Source organism: Methylobacterium sp. J-070, assembly GCF_022829385.1.
Lineage (GTDB): Bacteria > Pseudomonadota > Alphaproteobacteria > Rhizobiales > Beijerinckiaceae > Methylobacterium.
The window spans coordinates 48,649-66,057 of sequence record NZ_JAKSXX010000142.1 but is presented as its reverse complement, the minus strand read 5'-3'; the positions used below and the strand labels follow the sequence as shown (position 1 = coordinate 66,057).

At 72.3% G+C, this 17,409-nt stretch carries 18 protein-coding genes; 4 read left to right on the top strand and 14 right to left on the bottom strand.

Annotation, left to right across the window (positions count from 1 at the left end; all coding sequences use genetic code 11):
• Positions 1-5 precede the first annotated feature (5 nt).
• The 3 genes from MKL01_RS13875 to MKL01_RS13865 all read left to right on the top strand — a co-directional run bounded on the left by MKL01_RS13875 (position 6) and on the right by MKL01_RS13865 (position 3,544).
• Positions 6-773 carry an enoyl-CoA hydratase-related protein gene (locus MKL01_RS13875; protein ID WP_243905795.1) on the top strand — a complete coding sequence of 256 codons (768 nt, stop codon included), beginning with the start codon at positions 6-8 and terminating at the stop codon, positions 771-773.
• Between the two features lie 32 nt (positions 774-805).
• A complete protein-coding gene (locus tag MKL01_RS13870) occupies positions 806-1,612 on the top strand; it encodes an SDR family NAD(P)-dependent oxidoreductase (protein WP_243905818.1) in 807 nt (268 codons plus the stop codon).
• A gap of 246 nt (positions 1,613-1,858) precedes the next feature.
• Positions 1,859-3,544 carry a B12-binding domain-containing radical SAM protein gene (locus MKL01_RS13865; RefSeq protein ID WP_243905794.1) on the top strand — a complete coding sequence of 562 codons (1,686 nt, stop codon included), beginning with the start codon at positions 1,859-1,861 and terminating at the stop codon, positions 3,542-3,544.
• A gap of 168 nt (positions 3,545-3,712) precedes the next feature.
• On the opposite strand, the gene MKL01_RS13860 is transcribed toward MKL01_RS13865, so the two are convergent.
• The 5 genes from MKL01_RS13860 to MKL01_RS13840 all read right to left on the bottom strand — a co-directional run bounded on the left by MKL01_RS13860 (position 3,713) and on the right by MKL01_RS13840 (position 9,098).
• Positions 3,713-5,398 carry a methyl-accepting chemotaxis protein gene (locus MKL01_RS13860; protein WP_243905793.1) on the bottom strand — a complete coding sequence of 562 codons (1,686 nt, stop codon included), beginning with the start codon at positions 5,396-5,398 and terminating at the stop codon, positions 3,713-3,715.
• 97 nt (positions 5,399-5,495) lie between these two features.
• Positions 5,496-6,500 (bottom strand): magnesium transporter CorA family protein, encoded by a 1,005-nt coding sequence (locus MKL01_RS13855; protein ID WP_243905792.1) that lies wholly within the window; start codon positions 6,498-6,500, stop codon positions 5,496-5,498.
• Between the two features lie 233 nt (positions 6,501-6,733).
• Entirely contained in the window at positions 6,734-7,006 is a 273-nt protein-coding gene (locus MKL01_RS13850) for a hypothetical protein (protein ID WP_243905791.1), read from the bottom strand.
• Positions 7,007-7,071: 65 nt separating this feature from the next.
• The gene (locus tag MKL01_RS13845; RefSeq protein ID WP_243905790.1) at positions 7,072-8,325 is read right to left on the bottom strand and encodes a class I SAM-dependent RNA methyltransferase; all 1,254 of its coding nucleotides are present in this window, start codon (positions 8,323-8,325) and stop codon (positions 7,072-7,074) included.
• Positions 8,322-9,098: a TlyA family RNA methyltransferase gene (locus tag MKL01_RS13840; RefSeq protein ID WP_243905789.1), complete on the bottom strand. Its 777-nt coding sequence runs from the start codon at positions 9,096-9,098 to the stop codon at positions 8,322-8,324. Before MKL01_RS13840 ends, MKL01_RS13845 begins: the two co-directional genes overlap by 4 nt.
• A gap of 109 nt (positions 9,099-9,207) precedes the next feature.
• Between MKL01_RS13840 and MKL01_RS13835 the strand changes: the two genes are divergently transcribed.
• Entirely contained in the window at positions 9,208-9,759 is a 552-nt protein-coding gene (locus MKL01_RS13835; RefSeq protein ID WP_243905788.1) for a superoxide dismutase family protein, read from the top strand.
• On the opposite strand, the gene MKL01_RS13830 is transcribed toward MKL01_RS13835, so the two are convergent.
• The 9 genes from MKL01_RS13830 to MKL01_RS36215 form a co-directional block, all read right to left on the bottom strand.
• A complete protein-coding gene (locus tag MKL01_RS13830) occupies positions 9,752-10,204 on the bottom strand; it encodes an acyl-CoA thioesterase (protein WP_243905787.1) in 453 nt (150 codons plus the stop codon). The two genes, MKL01_RS13835 and MKL01_RS13830, sit on opposite strands and share 8 nt — an antisense overlap.
• A 25-nt stretch (positions 10,205-10,229) precedes the next feature.
• Positions 10,230-10,367, bottom strand: coding sequence for a hypothetical protein (locus tag MKL01_RS13825; protein WP_243905786.1), 138 nt, complete (start codon positions 10,365-10,367; stop codon positions 10,230-10,232).
• Positions 10,368-10,515: 148 nt separating this feature from the next.
• Entirely contained in the window at positions 10,516-10,782 is a 267-nt protein-coding gene (locus MKL01_RS13820) for a hypothetical protein (protein WP_243905785.1), read from the bottom strand.
• Positions 10,783-10,948: 166 nt separating this feature from the next.
• Complete coding sequence (locus MKL01_RS13815; protein WP_243905784.1) at positions 10,949-11,134, bottom strand: YegP family protein; 186 nt, start codon at positions 11,132-11,134, stop codon at positions 10,949-10,951.
• Positions 11,135-11,429: 295 nt separating this feature from the next.
• Positions 11,430-12,956, bottom strand: a complete 1,527-nt coding sequence (locus tag MKL01_RS13810; protein ID WP_243905783.1) for a DEAD/DEAH box helicase — start codon at positions 12,954-12,956, stop codon at positions 11,430-11,432.
• A 402-nt stretch (positions 12,957-13,358) separates the two neighbouring features.
• The gene (locus tag MKL01_RS13805; RefSeq protein WP_243905782.1) at positions 13,359-15,305 is read right to left on the bottom strand and encodes an OPT family oligopeptide transporter; all 1,947 of its coding nucleotides are present in this window, start codon (positions 15,303-15,305) and stop codon (positions 13,359-13,361) included.
• 287 nt (positions 15,306-15,592) lie between these two features.
• Entirely contained in the window at positions 15,593-16,084 is a 492-nt protein-coding gene (locus tag MKL01_RS13800) for a hypothetical protein (RefSeq protein WP_243905781.1), read from the bottom strand.
• Positions 16,085-16,120: 36 nt separating this feature from the next.
• A complete protein-coding gene (locus tag MKL01_RS13795) occupies positions 16,121-16,948 on the bottom strand; it encodes a hypothetical protein (RefSeq protein ID WP_243905780.1) in 828 nt (275 codons plus the stop codon).
• Between the two features lie 96 nt (positions 16,949-17,044).
• Positions 17,045-17,266, bottom strand: coding sequence for a DUF1127 domain-containing protein (locus tag MKL01_RS36215; RefSeq protein ID WP_409566252.1), 222 nt, complete (start codon positions 17,264-17,266; stop codon positions 17,045-17,047).
• Between the last annotated feature and the right edge of the window lie 143 nt (positions 17,267-17,409).

Genomic DNA, 17,409 nt, shown 5'->3' with positions numbered 1-17,409 from the left:
GGACCATGGCCGAGACCGTCGCGATCACCGATCTCCAGGGCGGCGTCCGCCTGATCACCCTGAACCGTCCGGAGAAGAAGAACGCGCTGACCGGCGCGATGTACGACGCCATGCGCGCGGCGCTGGCCGAGGCCGACGCCTCGGAGGCGGTCGGCGCCGTGGTCTTCGCCGGGCAGCCCGGCATGTTCAGTGCCGGCAACGACCTCGCCGACTTCATGGGCCATGCCGAGAACGGGTTCAGCGCCTCGCCGGCCCTCGCCTTCATCCGCCAGCTCGCCCGCACCCGCACCCCGATGGTGGCGGCGGTCGACGGGATCGCGGTCGGCATCGGCGCGACCCTGTGCCTGCACTGCGACCTCGTCTACGCGAGTCCCGCGGCCCGGCTGCGCATGCCCTTCGTGGAGCTCGGCCTCGTGCCGGAGGCGGCGTCGAGCTACCTTCTGCCCCTGCGGGTCGGGCGGCTCCGGGCCACCGAGCTGCTGCTCCTGTCGCGGCCGCTCGACGCCGACGAGGCCCAGGCGCTCGGCCTCGTGAACGCGGTGCTGCCGGCCGACATGCTGATGGAGCAGGCGGTCGCCCAGGGCGCGCGCCTCGCCGCCCTGCCGCGCGGGGCGCTGGCCGCCTCCCGGGCGCTGATCCGCGGGGATCAGGCCCGGGTCGAGGCGGTGGTCGAGGCGGAGGCCGAGGCCTTCGACAGGCAATTGCGGTCCTCCGAGTCCCAGGAACGGCTCGCCGCCTTCCTGTCGCGGTCGAAGCCCGCGTCCTCGGCGTGAGCGCGCCCGACCTGTCCGATAGGATCTGCCTCGTGGCGGGTGCGTCGCGGGGCGTCGGGCGCGGCCTCGCCCGGGCGCTCGGGGAGGCGGGCGCCACGGTGATCGTCACCGCCCGTTCCAGCGAGACCGGCGCGCGCACCGAACTGCGCTCCGAATCGATCGAGGACACCGCCCGTCTGGTCGATGCCGCCGGCGGGCGGGGGCACCATTATCTCTGCGACCACCGCTCGGAGCGGGCCACCGACACGATGGTGCACTGGGTGCTGCGCCGCTTCGGGCGGATCGACGTGGCGGCCTGCAGCGTCTGGGGCGGCAACGAGGGCTATGACGGCGAGCGCTACCCGGACGGCGCCGGGTGGGGCACCCCGTTCTGGCGCCGCTCGGCCGAGCCGTATCTCGGGTTCCTGCAGTCCGGGCCCCTGCCGGCGCTGCTGCTCGCCCGCGCGGTCGCACCCGCCATGGTGGCGGCCCGCTCCGGCCTGATCGCGCTGGTCTCCTTCGGGACCGAGGATTACCTCGGCGACGTGTTCTACGATTCCGCCAAGGCCGCCACCAACCGGCTGGCCCTGGCCTTCGCCCGGGACCTCGCGCCGCACGGCGTCACGGCGCTCGGCCTGTCGCCGGGCTTCGTCGCCACCGAGCGGGCGCAGGACCTCGGTCAGGACGGGCGCGCCACCGAGGGGCCGCTCTATGCCGGCCGGGCGCTGGCGGCGCTCGCGGCCGACCCGGACGTGCGCACCCGGGCCGGCGCGGTGCTGCATGCCGGCGACCTCGCCCGGATCTACGGGTTCACCGACGCGGACGGCACGCAGCCGGAGCGGTTCCGGGTCGTGCCCTGACCGCGTGCGGTGCGGGCGCCTGTCGCCGAAATGGCGCAACCGCGCGACAATCGGGCCGCCTTCGCGGCCGCGTCGCCCCCCGGGCTTGATTCGCCGCCCCCGGACGGGCGTCCTGCCGCCCTCTGCGATCCGGATCGCCGAGGGAGCGAAAAACGGCCTCAATTCGCCCGCAAGTCAGGGGTCGAGCTTCTGCCCGGTCCGACTGTGCGTGGGTCCGGACCGCCTGTGTGAACGAGGAATCTTGGCATGTCGGATGCGAACACGGCCCCGCGCGTGCTGATGGTGTTCCCGAAGTTCTACGAAAACTCCATGTGGAACTTCAAAGAGGCGATGGAGCTGCAGGGCGCCCGCGCCCCCGCGCCGCCGCTCGGCCTGATCACGCTCGCCGCGATGCTGCCGTCGCGCTGGCAGGTGACGCTGGTCAACCGCAACTGCGAAGACCTCACCGACGAGCAGATCCGGGCGGCCGACCTCGTGATGACCGGCGGCATGCTGCCCCAGGAGCCGGACTGCCTGGTGGTGATCGACCGGTGCGTCGCGCTCGGCACCCCGGTCTGCGTCGGCGGCCCCGCGCCGACCTCGACGCCGGAGGTCTACGACAAGGCCGACTTCCTGGTGCTGGGCGAGGCCGAGGGCATCCTCGACACCTTCGTGGCCGCCTGGGAGGCCGGCGAGCGCCGCGGCCGCTTCACGGCGGAGAAGTTCAAGGCCGACGTCACCAAGAGCCCGATCCCGCGGTTCGACCTGCTGACCTTCAGCCACTACCTGTACATCGGCGTCCAGTTCTCGCGCGGCTGCCCGTTCACCTGCGAGTTCTGCGACATCATCGAGCTCTACGGCCGCGCACCGCGGACCAAGACGACGCCGCAGATGCTGGCCGAGCTCGACCGGCTCTACGGCCTCGGCTACCGCGGCCATGTCGACTTCGTCGACGACAACCTGATCGGCAACAAGAAGGCGATCAAGCTGTTCCTGCCGCACCTGATCCGGTGGCAGGAGGCGCACGGCTACCCGTTCAAGTTCTCCACCGAGGCCTCCCTCAACCTCGCGGACGACGACGAGCTGCTCGGGATGATGCGGGACGCGAACTTCTTCGCCCTGTTCACCGGGATCGAGACGCCCGACGAGGCGACGCTGATCCAGACCCAGAAGAAGCAGAACACCAAGCGGTCGATCGCCGACAGCGTGCACAAGCTCTACGAGCACGGCATGTTCGTCACGGCCGGCTTCATCGTCGGCTTCGACACCGAGAAGGACAGCATCGCCCCGGCGATGTCGCTCTGCATCAGCCAGACCGGCATCCCGATCGCCATGGTGGGCCTGCTCTACGCGCTGCCGAACACGCAGCTCTCGCGCCGCCTGCGCAAGGAGGGCCGCCTCTACGAGAACTACGCGCTGACCACCGCCGACCAGGGCGACCAGTGCACGCAGGGCCTCAACTTCGTGACCCTGCGCCCGCAGCGCGACGTGCTCGCCGATTACCGCGACGTCCTGCAGGAGGTCTACGACCCCGCCAATTTCTTCGACCGGGTGCGCGCGGTCTCGCGGCTGGTGAAGCGGCCCAAGTTTGCCGCACAGAAGCTGAACTGGCGCCACATCGCCCACGACCTCTGGTCGCTGGCGCGCGTGTGCTGGCGGATGACGGTGCGGCGTCCGGAGCTCGCCAAGCACTTCTGGAGCGTGTTCCTGGAGACCGCCCGCCGCAACCCGGCCGCCCTGGAGGCGGTGGTCACCAACATGGTGCTCTACCTCCACGTCTACCCGTTCTCGCGCTACGTCATCCGCGAGATCAACGGCCGGATCACCGAACTCGACGCCGGCCGCTGGGTGCAGCCGCCGGTCCTCGCCCCCGAGGTCGAGACCGGCAAGGCGGCGCCGGTGGGCAAGGTGGTGGCCAAGGCGGAGGTCAAGCACCTCGCCGCGGTGGCGTAGCTTCAGGCCGGCCGCGGCGGGGCGGCCCGCGCGGCGCCGTCGGCCCGAGGCGACACGGTTCGCACATCTCGGCGGGCCTGCGCTCGTCCTCGGCCGCGGCGGCTGACGGACCGACGGCGCGGACGGCCCCGGCCTCGGCCGGACGACGCGGTCGAGCCCCGGCCGCGCTCAGGCGGCCCGCACGGTCGCCAGGAACGTGTCGATCTCCCGGCGCAGCGCGGCGGATTGCTCCGACAGACTCGCGGCCGAGGCCAGCATCCGCGTGGCGGCCGTGCCCGTCGCGTCGGCGGTCCGCGCCACGTCGTCGATCGTCCCGGTGACCTCGCCGGTCCCGGCGGCCGCCTCGGCGACGCTGCGGGCGATCTCCCGGGTCGCGGCGCCCTGCTGCTCCACGGCGGCCGCGATGGAGGTCGCCACGCCGTCGATCTCGCGGATGCGCGCCGCGATGCCGTCGATCGCCCCCACGGTCTGCCCGGTCGCCCCCTGGATGCGCCCGACCTGACCGCCGATCTCCCCGGTGGCCCTGGCGGTCTGGGCGGCGAGTTCCTTCACCTCGGCGGCGACCACCGCGAAGCCCCGGCCGGCCTCGCCGGCCCGGGCCGCCTCGATGGTGGCGTTGAGCGCCAGCAGATTGGTCTGGCCGGCGATATCGGAGATCAGCCGGACCACGTTGCCGATCCGGTCCGCCGCCGCGCTCAACTCCTGAACCAGGCCGGCGGTCTCCTCGGCCTGGACCACGGCGCCCCGGGCGAGGTCGGTGGAGCCGTCCACCTGGCGGCCGATCTCCTGGACCGAGGCGCCGAGCTCCTCCGCCGCCGCCGCAACCGTGCCGACATGCATGGCGGCCGCCTGCGCGGCGCCCGCCACCGTCGCCGAGCGTTCCGCCGTGCGGGTGGCCGTGCCGCTCATCGCCTCGGCATCGGCGCGCAGGCCGACGGCCGCGTCCGCCACCCGGGCCAGCACGCCGCCGACGGCGGCCTCGAAGGACTCCGCCATCGCGTGGACGGCGTGCCGCCGCTGCGTCTCCGCCCCCGCGCGGGCGAGGGCGGTCTCCTGTTCCAGGGCGCGGCTGCGGAGCAGGTTGTCCTTGAAGACCTGCACGGCCGCCGCCATGGCGCCGATCTCGTCGCGCCGGCCCGTATGCGGAACCGCCACGGTCTCGTCACCCTCCGCGAGACGCCCCATCGCGCGGGTCATGCGCTCGATCGGCCGGGCGATCCCGAAGACGGCGAACAGCATCGCCGCCACGGCGACCGCGAGACCCACCACGGTGGCCGACAGGGCGATGAGCTTGGCCCGCGCGGCCTGCTGCGCGGTCTCGGCCACGTTGGACTCCGTCTGGGCCCGGGCCGAAGCGATCGTCTCGGTGAGGCTCGCCACGGCCGCGTCGTTCTGGGCACCCGTCGCGGGGTTCAGCACCAGCGCGAGGGCGCCCGGCTGATCGCCCGCGATCATCAGTTCGACCACCTGGAGCTGGATGTTCTGATAGGCGTTCCAGGCCGTGGTGAAGCGTTCGTAGAGCGCCCGGTCCGAGACCTTCGTCAGGCGGCTCTGAAAGGCTTGGCGCAGGTCGGAGAGCGTCCCGAGGGTGTCGGTGAGCGCCGTCTGGTTCTTGTCCAGGGCGGCGGCGTCGGGTGAGGCAACCGCGATCCTGTAGAGGTTCAGCCGTGCATCCCGGACGGCCCGTCCAATGGATTCGGCGAGGTTCTGCGTGGTCAGCGCCTGCTCCGAAACCGCGATCGTATTCGCCTCGATCTCCGACAGGGCCACGACGCTGGCGACCCCCTGTCCGGCAGCGGCGAGGGCGAGGAGGCCGATCGCGCCAGAGAGGACCGTCTTGAGGGAGAATCGCATGGCAGCTTCTGTCTTCGCGTTCGGGATGCGGTCGCCGGCCCGAACGTTCTCCCAGAGACTTATTAATTCTTTATCGGCACTGTACCAGCATCTTTGCCTAAAGCCACTTCTTCCACCGGAAGAAGAAGTACGGGAATACGGCCGCCACCACCATCATGACCAGCGCCATGGGGTAGCCGTACGGGAGATCTAGTTCCGGGATGGACTTAAAATTCATGCCGTAGATCGAGGCGATCAGGGTCGGCGGCATGAAGACGACGGCCATGACCGAGAACAGCTTGATGATGTTGTTCTGCTCAAGGTTGACGAGCCCGAGCGTCGCGTCGAGCAGAAACTGGATCTTGTTGCTCAGGAACGTCGCGTGTTCCTCCAGGGATTGAAGATCCCGCAGGGTCGAGCGGACGTCCTCCCGCAGATCGCGCGGCGCCTTGTTGGTCCGGTAGGTCGCCGACAGCGAGAGCAGGATCCGCTCCATCGAGACGAGGCTCTCGCGCTGCTTGGAGATGAGGTCGCCGTGCCGCCCCAGCGCCCGCAGGGTGTCCTGGAGGGCGGTGTTGCGGGCGGAGGGATCGTCCTGCACCTCGAAGATCTTGCCCGACAAGCGGTCGATGCGCTCGCCCTGGAGCTGGAGCACGTCCGCGGCCCGGTCGATCACCGCCTCGATCAGCCCGGCCAGGATGGTCTCGCCGGAGGTGGCGGAGCTGCTGCCGTTCCCGGTCGAGCGGCCGGCGCGCTGCGTGTACATCCGGAAGGCCTGCGGCTCCTCGTGGCGCACGGTCACGAGGCGGTTGCCGCGCAGGATGAAGGTGATGCCGGCGAGTCCCGGCTCCTCCGAGTCGCTCACCTTCGAGAGCACCCGACCGGTCATGTAGCGGGCGCCGTCGTCGACGTAGAGCAGTTCCGAAGGCTCGATGTCCTTCATCTCCTCGCGGGTGGGCACCTCGATGCCCGCGAAGGCCTCGGCCTTGAGTTCCTCCTCGCGGCTCGGCCGGATCAGGTCGAGCCAGACGGTGTCCTCGGGGATGGTGTCCTGGAGATCGACGACGCGGCGGTCGAGTTGCGTGGATCCGACGCCGATAGCGGGCTGGTGAATGAAGATCACGAATGGGTCTCGGATGCAGGACGGTCACGAGGCAGCGCAGGGCTCAATCCGCATCCGGCACGGCGACTCCCGGCGCAAGCTGAGCCGCGGGTGTGGCGGTGTTTTCTGACGACTCCGTGACATTGCCGCCCGCCCGCGGGAGCGAGGGCCGCCGACCGGCCCCGGTGGACCGCCCGATCACCGGCGCGACTCGACCCGCCGCGCCAACGCTGGGAGCGCTCTGAGCGCGCCCCTCAGTTGCAGCCGTCGCAGATGCTGCTGTCGATCTTGTCGGTCACGGCGCGCTCGCGCCGCCGCTCCTCGCGGGACGGAACCTCGCCGGGGCCGAGCGACGTCCCCGGCGGCTTGGTCACGCCGAGGGTGTTGGTGTTCGGCGCCGTGATCGTCGAGGCCGGGCCGCCGCCGGTTCCGGTCTCATCGGGGGCGACGGTCTGCGCCGCGAGCGCGCCGGGAAGGGCGAGGCTCAGCGCGGCCAGCGTCAGGGGGCGAAGGCATCCTCGGCTCATGGGACCTCCAGTCGTCGGGAGAACGTGAGACGGGCCCGCAGGTTGCGTTGCCGACGATCGGCGGCTCACCGGCGCCGCGCCGCGGCGGCGCGCCGGAACACGCCGACCATCTCCACATGGCCGGCATGGCGGAACTGGTCCACCGGCGTCACCGTCTCCAGCCGGTAGCCGCCGGCCACGAGCGTCGCCGCGTCGCGCGCGAAGGTCCCGGCATCGCAGGCGACGCCGATCACCAGCGGCAAGCGCGAGGCGGCGAGCTGCCGGGCCTGCGCCTCCGCGCCGGCCCGCGGCGGATCGAACACCACCGCGTCGAAGGCATCGAGTTCGAGCGGCAGGAGCGGCCGCCGGAACAGGTCGCGGCGCTCGCCGGTGACCGCGCGCAGGCCCGTGGCCGCGCGGGCGGACCGCACGAGGCCGGCCAGAGCCGCCGCGTCGGACTCGACGGCGTGGACCGCCGCAATCCGGGCCATCGCCAGGGTCAGCGGCCCGCAGCCCGCGAACAGGTCCGCCACGCGCCGGACGCGCGATCCGAGGGCCGCGCGGGTGAGATCGGCGAGCGCGGCCTGCCCGGCGGCGGTCGCCTGCAGGAAGCCGCCGGGGGGCGGGTAGAGACGGATCTCGCCGTCCGTCACCGAGACCGGCTCGGCCTCCATCAGGCGCTCGCCGTGGAGCGACAGCCGCGCCAGGCCGAGGTCGCCGGCGATCCGCACCAGGGCGGTGCCGACGCCCGCGCTCACCGGCCCGTGGCCGCGGATGTCGACGTCGAGGCCCTGGTCGGTGGCGGTCGCCGCCACGTCGAGGGGCTTGCGGCCGTGGCCGAGGGGCGCCGCCAGCCGGCGCGCCACGTCGGGCGCCGGGTGGAGCGCCGGCACGGTGATCGGGCAATGGTCGATCGGGACCAGGTCATGGCTGCGGGCCGCCATCAGCCCGGCCTCGGCCCGGCCGTCGATCTCCCGGACATGCAGGGTGATGCGGCGGCGCCCGGCGCCGTGGGCGTCGCGCGCCGGGGCGGGCTCGACGTCGAGCCGGGCCTGCGACAGGGCCTGGGCGATGAGGCCGCGCTTCCAGGCGAGTTCGGCCGGCCGCGCCAGATGCTGCGTGCGGCAGCCGCCGCAGCGCATGTAGTAGGGGCAGAACGGCTCGACCCGGTCGGGGGAGGCCTGGACGATGTCGAGCAGCTCGGCGCGGCGGCCCTCCGGCCGGATCGTGACTCGCTCCCCCGGCAGTGCGTACGGTACGAGGATCCCGGTCTCACTGATCCCGTCGCCGCGGGCGCCGAGGTCCCGGATCGTGACCGTCTCGGTCATGGTCTCGCTCATGGCAGCCGCGCGCCGATCAGGAATTCGGAATTGCCGTCGCCGCCGGGGACGGGCGAGTCGATCAGGCCCAGGATCGTGGCGCCGAGTGCCTCCAGCGTGTCCCGCACCGCGGCACAGACCTCCGCGTGGACCGCCGGGTCGCGCACGAGGCCGCCGCGCCCCACGCGCCCCCGGCCGGCCTCGAATTGCGGCTTGATCAGCGCGACGAGGTCCGAGCCGGGCGCCAGCAGCCCCGCCACGGGCGGAAGCACGAGGCGCAGGCCGATGAAGCTCACGTCGACGCCCGCCAGGTCCGGACGCGGCCTCAGCGCCGCCGGGTCGAGGCCGCGGATGTCGGTGCCCTCGCGGTTCGTCACGCGCGGGTCGGCGGCGAGGCGCGGGTGGAGCTGCCCGTGCCCGACATCCACCGCGTGGACGTGGTCCGCGCCGCGGCCGAGCAGCACGTCCGTGAAGCCGCCCGTGGAGGCGCCGACGTCGAGGCAGGTGCGGCCGCGCGGGTCCAGCCGGAACGCCTCCAGGGCGGCGGCGAGCTTGAGGCCGCCCCGGGAGACATAGGGGTGCTCAGCGGCCGCCTCGACCCGGGCGCCCGGGGCGACCGGGTCCGAGGCGCGCGCGAGCGGCCGTCCGTCGATCCGCACCAGCCCGGCCCGGATCGCGGCCTGGGCCCGGGCCCGGCTCTCGAAATGGCCGTGCTCCACCAGGAACAGGTCGGCGCGCCGGGACGGCGGCCCGCCCGTGGCGGGACGATCCGATAAGGGCCGGTCTCGGGTCATCAGGGCTTCGTGCGGTCCCGGCAGAGCTGCGGCGGCGGTTCGGAGGCGTCGCCCTGTCGAAGGCCGGCGCGCTCCCTAACTAGACCGGGCCGTACAGGAGAGCCACCGCATGAGTCGTACCCTGCCGCTGTTCGCATTGCTCGGAACCGTCGCCGCGGGCGGCGCCCTGGCGCAGGAACTCGCGAAGGAAGCCCCGAAGGAGGCCGCCAAGGCCCCCGAGGCCTACGAGGCGCCGATCAAGAACGCCAAGGGCGACGCGATCGGAACCCTGGCGATCCGCGACGGCGCGAACGCCCTGGTGCTGCGCGTCACGATCCAGCCGGGCGGCCTGGCGCCGGGCTGGCACGGCCTGCATTTCCACGCGGTCGGCGATTGCTCGGACCCCAAGTTCCTGAATTCCAAGGCGCATGTGAACCACGACCAGAGCAAGCACGGCCTGCTCAACCCGGAGGGTCCCGACGAGGGCGACCTGCCGAACATCCACGTCGCGCAGGACGGCTCGGCCCAGGCCGAGGTCTCCAGCGAGACCCCGCTCACCGGCGAAGGCGGCCTGAAGGACGGAGACGGGTCGGCGCTGATCATCCATGCCGGCGAGGACGATCACGCCAGCCAGCCGATCGGCGGCGCCGGCGACCGGGTCGCCTGCGCGGTGATCAAGTAGACGCGGTCGGGGACGGCACCGCCGCCGGGATCGGCCGCGGCCGGCCGTCCTCGTCGATGGCCACGAAGGTGAAGGTGGCCTGGGTCACGCGCTCGCGGACCTGGGTGCAGAAGCGCCGTGCCCAGGCCTCGACCTCGATCTTCATCGAGGTCCGGCCGACATGCGAGACCCGGGTGTAGACGCACAGCACGTCGCCCACCCGCACCGGCCGGATGAAGGTCATGGCATCCAGCGCCACCGTGACGACGCGGCCCTGGGCCCGGTCGACCCCGGCGATGCCGCCGGCCTGATCCATCTGCGACAGCACCCAGCCGCCGAAGATGTCGCCGTTGGCGTTGGTGTCGGCCGGCATGGCGATGGTCCGCACCGTCAGGTCGCCCTGCGGCAGATCGACCTCCCGGCACGGCGGCGCGCTCACCGCCGACGACAGTTCGACGTGCTGCATGCCGTCCATCCGCCCGTGCCCGCCGTCAGGGAAGGAGGCCGGCGAGCTTGAGGCCCGCCGCCAGCAGGACGGCGACGGCGCTCAGAATGCATTCCAGCGGGATCGATTGCCAGAGGTCCTGCGTCGCGGCTGCGGGCCCGGCGCGTTGCGCGATATCGTTCATCAGGCGTCCTCCCGGGCGGAGCGATCTGTCGCCGTCCGTCCCGTCACATGCACGATAACGCACGCATGCCGTTCATGCACCCCGAATCGGGATGCGAAAAAGCCCGGCGGCTCGAAGGAGCCGCCGGGCCGATCAAGGCTGCGAGAGCTTAGTAGTAGAACCGGCGACGGTAGTACGGACGGCGCCAGTAGGGACGCGGGCCGTAGAACCGGCGCCCGTAATAGGGACGGCGCCAGTACGGACGCGGGCCGTAGAAGCGGCGACGGTAGTAGTACTGGGCCTTCTCGGTCACCGCCGGCGCAGCATCGGCCGGCAGGGCGAGGCCCGGACCGATGGGCGCGGCAGATGCGCCCTCCGGCGCCGCAGCCGCGAAGCCCAGCACCAGCAGGGCCGCGAGCAGGAATTTCCTCAGCACGGTCTCGACTCCCTTCGTGTGGTTTACGTCTCGAACGACGAACCGCACGGGAAGCGTGGTCCTCCGTCCGGTCCGAAACGCTGCAACGCATGGGCGAGGCGAAGCGTTGCAGCGTAACCGCTACGGAGTGTCGGACAGGGTTGACGGCGCGTTCGGATCGGGAGGATCAGGCGATCTTCGTGGTCATGTCGTCGATGCGGGCCTCCGCGCTCTGGCGCACCAGGGCGATGCCGTGCTCGCAATCCTCGCGGCGGACATACCCCTCCCCCGATTCGGCGATGATCTCGCCGTTGCGCGCCCGCAGGCGCCAGCGCCATTCGCCCTTGGCGTCCCGGTAGAGTTCGAACCGCATGGTGCCGGCCCCCTGTGGAATCCGGCAGGAGATGGGTCGTCCCCCCTCAGAAGAAAAGATCGCCGCTGCGGCTTCCGGTTGCGGGCATCCAACCGGCGCGGGCGGCGCCGCGATTCCGGAGCGCCCGAGGTCGGGAGATGGGGCATCGACGGAGTCGCTTCGCTCCGTGTGCCCGGGATGGCCACGAGTGCCGATCGGACACCGGACGGGCCCGGCGCCGGCGGCAGGCCGAAGAAAGTCGCCCGGGACGGAGCCGTCCCGGGCGACCTATGATGCTCTTGATCGTGCCGTCAGGTCAGGAGCGGGGCGCCCGCTCCAGCCAGCCGATGCTGCGGCCCTCGTTGCCGCCGCCGCCGCCGCTCCGCGGACGGGCGTCGGCCCGCTGCGGCCGGCCCTGGCTCGGCCGCTGCTCGCCCTGCGGACGGGCGGGCCGGTCCGCACGGGCGTCGCGACCCTGCACGGCGGGGCCGCGCCCGTCACCGCGAGCGCCCTCCGGGCGACCCTGGCGCGGGGCACCCTGGCCCTGGCCGCCGAACCCGCGGCCGCCCTCCGGCCGCCCCTGCTGGGGACGGCCCTGCTGCTGCCGGGGCCGCTGGCCCTGGCGGCCGCCGCCCGGGCGCTGCTGCTGCCGCTCGGGCCGGCGCTCCTCCTCGCGGGCGATCTCGGCCGCCTCCTGGCGCGAGGGCGGGGTGAAGCCCTCGGGGAAGCCCGCCACCGGGACCTTCTGCCGGGTGATGCGCTCGATGTCGCGCAGGTAGGCCTTCTCCTCGTCGTTGCAGAACGAGATGGCGAGCCCGTCCGCGCCCGCCCGGGCAGTGCGGCCGATCCGGTGGACGTAGCTCTCCGGCACGTTCGGCAGGTCGAAGTTGACCACGTGGCTCACGGCCTCGACGTCGATGCCGCGGGCGGCGATGTCGGTGGCGACCAGGACCCGGCAGGACCCGTCCTTGAAGCTGGCGAGCGCCCGCTCGCGCTGGGGCTGGCTCTTGTTGCCGTGGATCGCCGCCGCCGCGATGCCGACCTTGTCGAGCCCGCGCACGACCCGGTCGGCGCCGTGCTTGGTGCGGGTGAAGACGAGGACGCGCTCGATCGCCGGATCGCGCAGGATGTGGCCCAGCAGCGCCTGCTTGGCGCCGGTGTGGACGAAGATCACCTGCTGCTCGACCCGCTCGGCCGTGGTGGCGACGGGCGTCACCGCGACCTGGACCGGATCGGTCAGGTACTGGCTCGCGAGGCCGGCGATGTTCTTCGGCATGGTGGCCGAGAAGAACAGGCTCTGCCGCTTCTGGGGCAGCATCTTCACGATGCGCTTGAGGGCGTGGATGAAGCCGAGGTCGAGCATCTGGTCGGCCTCGTCGAGGACGAGGATCTCGACGCCCTCCAGCGTCAGCGAGCGCCGCTCGATCAGGTCGATCAGCCGGCCCGGGGTGGCGACCAGGATGTCGACGCCCGGGGCGAGCGCCCGCTCCTGACGGCTGATGGTGACGCCGCCGAACACCACCGTGGTGGTGTAGGACAGGTGGCGGCCGTAATCGCAGAACGATTCGGCGATCTGGTTGGCGAGCTCGCGGGTGGGCGAGAGCACCAGCACCCGGCAGCCGCGGCGCGGGGCGCGGCGGTCCGAGAGCGACAGGCGGTGCAGGATCGGCAGCGCGAAGGCCGCGGTCTTGCCGGTGCCGGTCTGGGCGATGCCGCAGAGGTCGCGGCCCGTCATGGCCGGCGGGATCGCCTGGGCCTGGATCGGGGTCGGCGCGACGTAGCCGGCCTCGCTGAGCGCCCGCAGCACGGGCTGGGCGAGGCCGAAATCAGTGAACTGGGTCAAGGATGTATCCGATGCAGCAGGACCGGCCGGGCGCCTCGCGGTCCTCGCGAGCGGCCTTGGTTAGGGGTCGGTCCGTTGGCAGGGGGCAGCCCGCGTGATGGGGCGGCCCGGGTGCATGCACGTTATGAAGAGGGGGGCCGGATCACGCCGGGGAGGCGCCCGATCCGTCACGCAGCCCCCTCAAGCGGGCCATGACGGCCGCTGACGCTGCACCGCCGATATGCCGCTGTGCAGCTGCGAAGTCAATGCCGGCCGACGCGGGTCCGGGGCGACGAACCCACGGGGACGGCCCACCGCGGCGTCGGCCGCGGATGGGGTCTGCGGCGGCACTCCGACGTTCCGGGGTGCCGTCGGCGATCTCGGGATCCGGAACCGCCGCCGAGGGCATCCCGGCCGCACGCCTCAGGCGGCGCTCTTCAACGTGGAGCCGTAGAGTCCCGCCGCGAGCGCGGAGAACAGCAGCAGGCCGAGGATCAGCCCGAAGCCGTTCGCCCCCTCCGCCACTAGGGCGAGGGGCGCGTCGCTGCCCGAGAGGTAGACGACGAGCGCGAACGCGACGCCCCACAGGCTTTCTCCGACGATCAGGCCCGTGGCCATGAGCGTGCCCAGGCGCAGGGCCCGGTCCGGATCGGTGCGGTGCCGCGCCCAGCGCTCGTAGGCCGTGCCGATCATCGCGCCCACGACCAGGAGCAGCACCAGCTTCATCGGCAGGTAGATCCCGAGCGCCACCGCCAGCGGCGGCAGGCGCAGGCACCGCAGCCGTCCGAGGCCGGCATCCAGCGCCACCAGAACCACGCCGACGGCGGCACCCCAACCGAGCATGCGCCAGTTGGCGGCCCCCGTGAGAACGCCCTTCGCCAGCGCCGAGATCAGCCCGGCCTGCGGCGCCGCGAGGGCGTTCGGCCCGGCTCCGGGTGCCCCCGCGAAGCCGAAGCTCGCCCCGAGGAGGTTCAGCACCGGCGGGATGACCAGGGAGCCGAACACCACGCCGATCACCAGGGCCACCTGCTGCTTCCACGGCGTGGCGCCGACCAGCTGGCCGGTCTTGAGATCCTGCAGGTTGTCGTTGGCGATGGTGGCGACGCCGAACACGATCCCGGTCACCGCCAGCGCGTAGGCGACCAGGGCCGCCGTGGCCTGCGGGTCGCCATCGCGCCCGAACAGCCACAGCAGGAGCACCGCGCTCGCCAGCGCGGCCAGGATGCCGATCCCCGACAGGGGCGAGTTCGAGGCACCGATCAGCCCCGCCATGTAGCCGGTCACCGACGCCACGCCGAGCCCGACGACGACGACGAGCAGCAGGGCCCCGGCGATCAGCATGATGGCATGGCCTTCCAGGGGCGTGCCGGCCAGCACGCTCCACAGCAGCCCCCCGATCGGCGCCAGCAGGCCGAGCGCCACGAGGATCACCGCGGTGATCGGCAGGTCGCGCTCCTCGACCGCCAGGAGCCGCCCATCGCCCCGCGCCCTGCCGGCGGCGAAGGCCGAGCGGACGCCGCCCAGCACCGGGCCGGCGATCCGGACCAGCGTCCAGACCGCCGCGACGCCCATCACGCCGGCTCCGAAGAAGCGCACCTCCTGCCGGAAAATCGCGCCGACCCACGCCTCGAGCTCCGATCCCGGCATCGGCTGCTCGGCGGTCAGCAGCAGGACCAGCCCGCCCCAGCCGATCGCCAGCCCCAGGGCCATCGCGGCGCCGACCGACGGCCCGACGAGATGCCCGACGCCGATGAGTGCGAAGGACAGATTGCCGGCGATGCCGGTCGCGCCCGCCCCGACGCGGAACCAGAGCGCGGCGGTGTCGAGCACGAGCCGGGTCTGCGCCAGCGCGGCGAACGCCGCCGAGGCGAGGCCGTTCCAGGCGAGGATGCGCAGGCCCAGCGCGCTGTCCGCCTCCCCGGCGCGGCTGCTGGAGCCGACCCGCAGCACCTCTGCGGCGGCGCGGCCCTCGGGGAAGGGCAGGTCGGAATCGATCACGAGCGCGCGGCGCAGGGGCACCGAGAACATCACGCCGAGGATCCCGCCCGTCATGGTGATGCCCGCGGTGGTGAGCCACGGGAAGCCCTGCCACCAGCCGATCATCACAAGCCCCGGCAGCACGAAGATGATGGAGGCCAGGTTGCCGGCCGCGGAGGCGACGGTCTGGACGATGTTGTTCTCCAGGACCGTGGCGCCGGGCATGCGGCGCAGGACCGCCATGGAGATCACGGCCGCGGGGATCGAGGTCGCGAAGGTGAGGCCCACCTTGAGGCCGAGATAGGCGTTGGCGGCGGTGAAGAGCAGCGTGAGCACCGCGCCGAGGGCGATGCCGCGCCAGGTGAGTTCGGCGGGTGGGGCGGCACTGGACATGCGGATCGGACTCGCGGGCGTAATTCCGCCAGTCTACGGCCCGGACCGAAGCGACGAAAGCGGAATCGTCCCTTGTCCGGGAGTGTTCAGAAGCGTCACGTCGCAGTGCACGTACCGCATCGTGCGGCAGAGGAAACGATATCGTTTCCGGCTCTGACGGGCGAATGACTTGGAGAGGGGGAAATTTTACGCGCGTAGTCTGGCGGATGGATGCGCGGCGCGAGCCCGAACCTGTGCCTCACCCCGGTGGCCCGCCGAGGCGCGGCCGGATCGCGTGCGGACGCGGTTCATCCGTCCTGCGCAGCGGTGCGGCGCCGGTTCAGGCTCCCGCCCTCGTAGAGGATCACCGGACGCGGGCCGGCGAAACTGACGCCGAGATCGAACTTCGCCGAACCGCTCTTGCCGGTCCGCCGATCCGGATTGGCGACCGTGAAGTCGATCGTGGAGCGCGCGGCACATTTGCGGGCCTCGACGTTGCAGAGGACCCGCATCGTACCCGGCCGGTGCACGTAGTGCCGCACCGGCCATTGGGCGATGGCGCGCTGCTTCTCCGCCTGCAGATCGGCGCGGGTGTAGGTCTTGCCGTAGAACGTCACGGTCCGCCCGTACATGTACGGCACCTCGGCGACGGGGCTGAGGTTGTTCGAGGACCAGATCTGCAAGTAGCGATCCGCGATGAACGCCGTGCGGGTGCGCATGTCCTCGGGGCCTAGGGCCTCGGCCGCGCGCGGGAAGGCGAGGGCGACCGCACCGACGGCCAGGACCCGGAGTATCGTCATGCGAGCCACTGCGAATCCTTCAGGAGGAGGGGAGGTTCAAGGCACCCCGAGCCAGCGCATGACGCCGCCGGTCTCGGCCGCGGTGACCCTGCGCCGATAGACGGGTGCCCGGTCTTGCGGCCAGTCCGGCGCATCTCGCTCGTAGCGGTCGAGAAACTCGACATGCCGCAGCGGATACGGCCCGGACGCCATCAGCACCTCGTCCCGCCGCGCGCGGACGAGCCGCCGCGCCGGCCTCTCGGGGGCGAAACGGGCCTCGTCCTGGTCCACGTCGGTCGACGCGGTGCGGACGCCGCCGGGCTTACGCTGGGGACCGGCCGCTTGCCGCGGCGCCTGCTGTCTGGGAGCCGGCGCAAGCGCCGACGGACGGGCTGGCGAGGGCCGGTCCGCCACGTCTGGCGCGGGGGCCGGGTCGCGGCGATCCTCCAGCTTCGCGAGCAGGTCGGACGGTTTCGGCCGGCGCGGCGGGACGCGGGCGGTCGCACCGTGGTTCGCGGCATCGTCGTCGGGCGGCGCGCTCACCCGGGCCGCATTGTCCTGTGCCCGCTCCTGTGCGCGGTCCACGTGGAACACCAACGGGGGCAGCGGCGGCCTGGCGGCCGGCGCCCCAGCGCGCTGCCGGACCGGGTCTGTCCAGGCATTCGACGCGGACGGTGCGACGCCACTCGACGGGGCCTCCGGCGCGGGCGAGAGGGCGGCGACCGCCGTCGGCGCCCCGGTCCCGGCCGTCTGGGGGCCTGCCCGCATCATGCCCTGCCGGACGGCCGCCGTCTCGGGCCGGGAGCCCACGATGGCGGCGGTCGCCGCCACCCCTGCGGCGAAGGCGACCCCGACGGCGAGAACGGACTTCAGAGGCGCGCGCATAGGCACTCTGTTCGTAGGGTTGCAGATCCGGAGTTCGACATAAACCCCAAGCTGTCCAGGCTGGTTCCGGCGTCCGGCCGTCCCGGGCCGTCCGGCTCAGCCACCGCCCCTCGATTGCGCGTGTGTCAGATGCCCGGCGTCGTCGTCCCAGGATGGGTGATGTCGTATCCGGTGGCACAGGCGACCGACGCCCCCCGTCACCTCTCCGGGATCCAGTCCGATATCCTCGAGGCACCGGCAATCGAGCCGGCACAGGGCACGGACGTTGCGCCTCTCGACCAGCCACGACTTCAGAGAAAGAACGATCCTGTTCAACATCGGCCGCCTCCTCGATGGGATCGAGGGTTCAGGATGAGCGAATGCTGTTTTTACGGCGGTGCTGATCCGCACGCCTCCGACTAAGTTGAGTATTGGTGCCCAGAGACTTGCCTCCCGCGGTCGCCTTCATGCTATGACCGTCC

Excerpts from the sequence above, each read along its gene's own strand:
- MKL01_RS13805 (WP_243905782.1), bottom strand. The coding sequence starts at position 15,305 with ATGTCCAGTGCCGCCCCACCCGCCGAACTCACCTGGCGCGGCATCGCC.
- MKL01_RS13850 (WP_243905791.1), bottom strand. The coding sequence starts at position 7,006 with ATGAGCCGAGGATGCCTTCGCCCCCTGACGCTGGCCGCGCTGAGCCTC.
- MKL01_RS13865 (WP_243905794.1), top strand. The coding sequence starts at position 1,859 with ATGTCGGATGCGAACACGGCCCCGCGCGTGCTGATGGTGTTCCCGAAG.
- MKL01_RS13860 (WP_243905793.1), bottom strand. The coding sequence starts at position 5,398 with ATGCGATTCTCCCTCAAGACGGTCCTCTCTGGCGCGATCGGCCTCCTC.
- MKL01_RS36215 (WP_409566252.1), bottom strand. The coding sequence starts at position 17,266 with ATGTTGAACAGGATCGTTCTTTCTCTGAAGTCGTGGCTGGTCGAGAGG.
- MKL01_RS13845 (WP_243905790.1), bottom strand. The coding sequence starts at position 8,325 with ATGAGCGAGACCATGACCGAGACGGTCACGATCCGGGACCTCGGCGCC.
- MKL01_RS13840 (WP_243905789.1), bottom strand. The coding sequence starts at position 9,098 with ATGACCCGAGACCGGCCCTTATCGGATCGTCCCGCCACGGGCGGGCCG.
- MKL01_RS13800 (WP_243905781.1), bottom strand. The coding sequence starts at position 16,084 with ATGACGATACTCCGGGTCCTGGCCGTCGGTGCGGTCGCCCTCGCCTTC.
- MKL01_RS13835 (WP_243905788.1), top strand. The coding sequence starts at position 9,208 with ATGAGTCGTACCCTGCCGCTGTTCGCATTGCTCGGAACCGTCGCCGCG.
- MKL01_RS13815 (WP_243905784.1), bottom strand. The coding sequence starts at position 11,134 with ATGCGGTTCGAACTCTACCGGGACGCCAAGGGCGAATGGCGCTGGCGC.
- MKL01_RS13825 (WP_243905786.1), bottom strand. The coding sequence starts at position 10,367 with ATGAACGATATCGCGCAACGCGCCGGGCCCGCAGCCGCGACGCAGGAC.
- MKL01_RS13795 (WP_243905780.1), bottom strand. The coding sequence starts at position 16,948 with ATGCGCGCGCCTCTGAAGTCCGTTCTCGCCGTCGGGGTCGCCTTCGCC.
- MKL01_RS13875 (WP_243905795.1), top strand. The coding sequence starts at position 6 with ATGGCCGAGACCGTCGCGATCACCGATCTCCAGGGCGGCGTCCGCCTG.
- MKL01_RS13830 (WP_243905787.1), bottom strand. The coding sequence starts at position 10,204 with ATGCAGCACGTCGAACTGTCGTCGGCGGTGAGCGCGCCGCCGTGCCGG.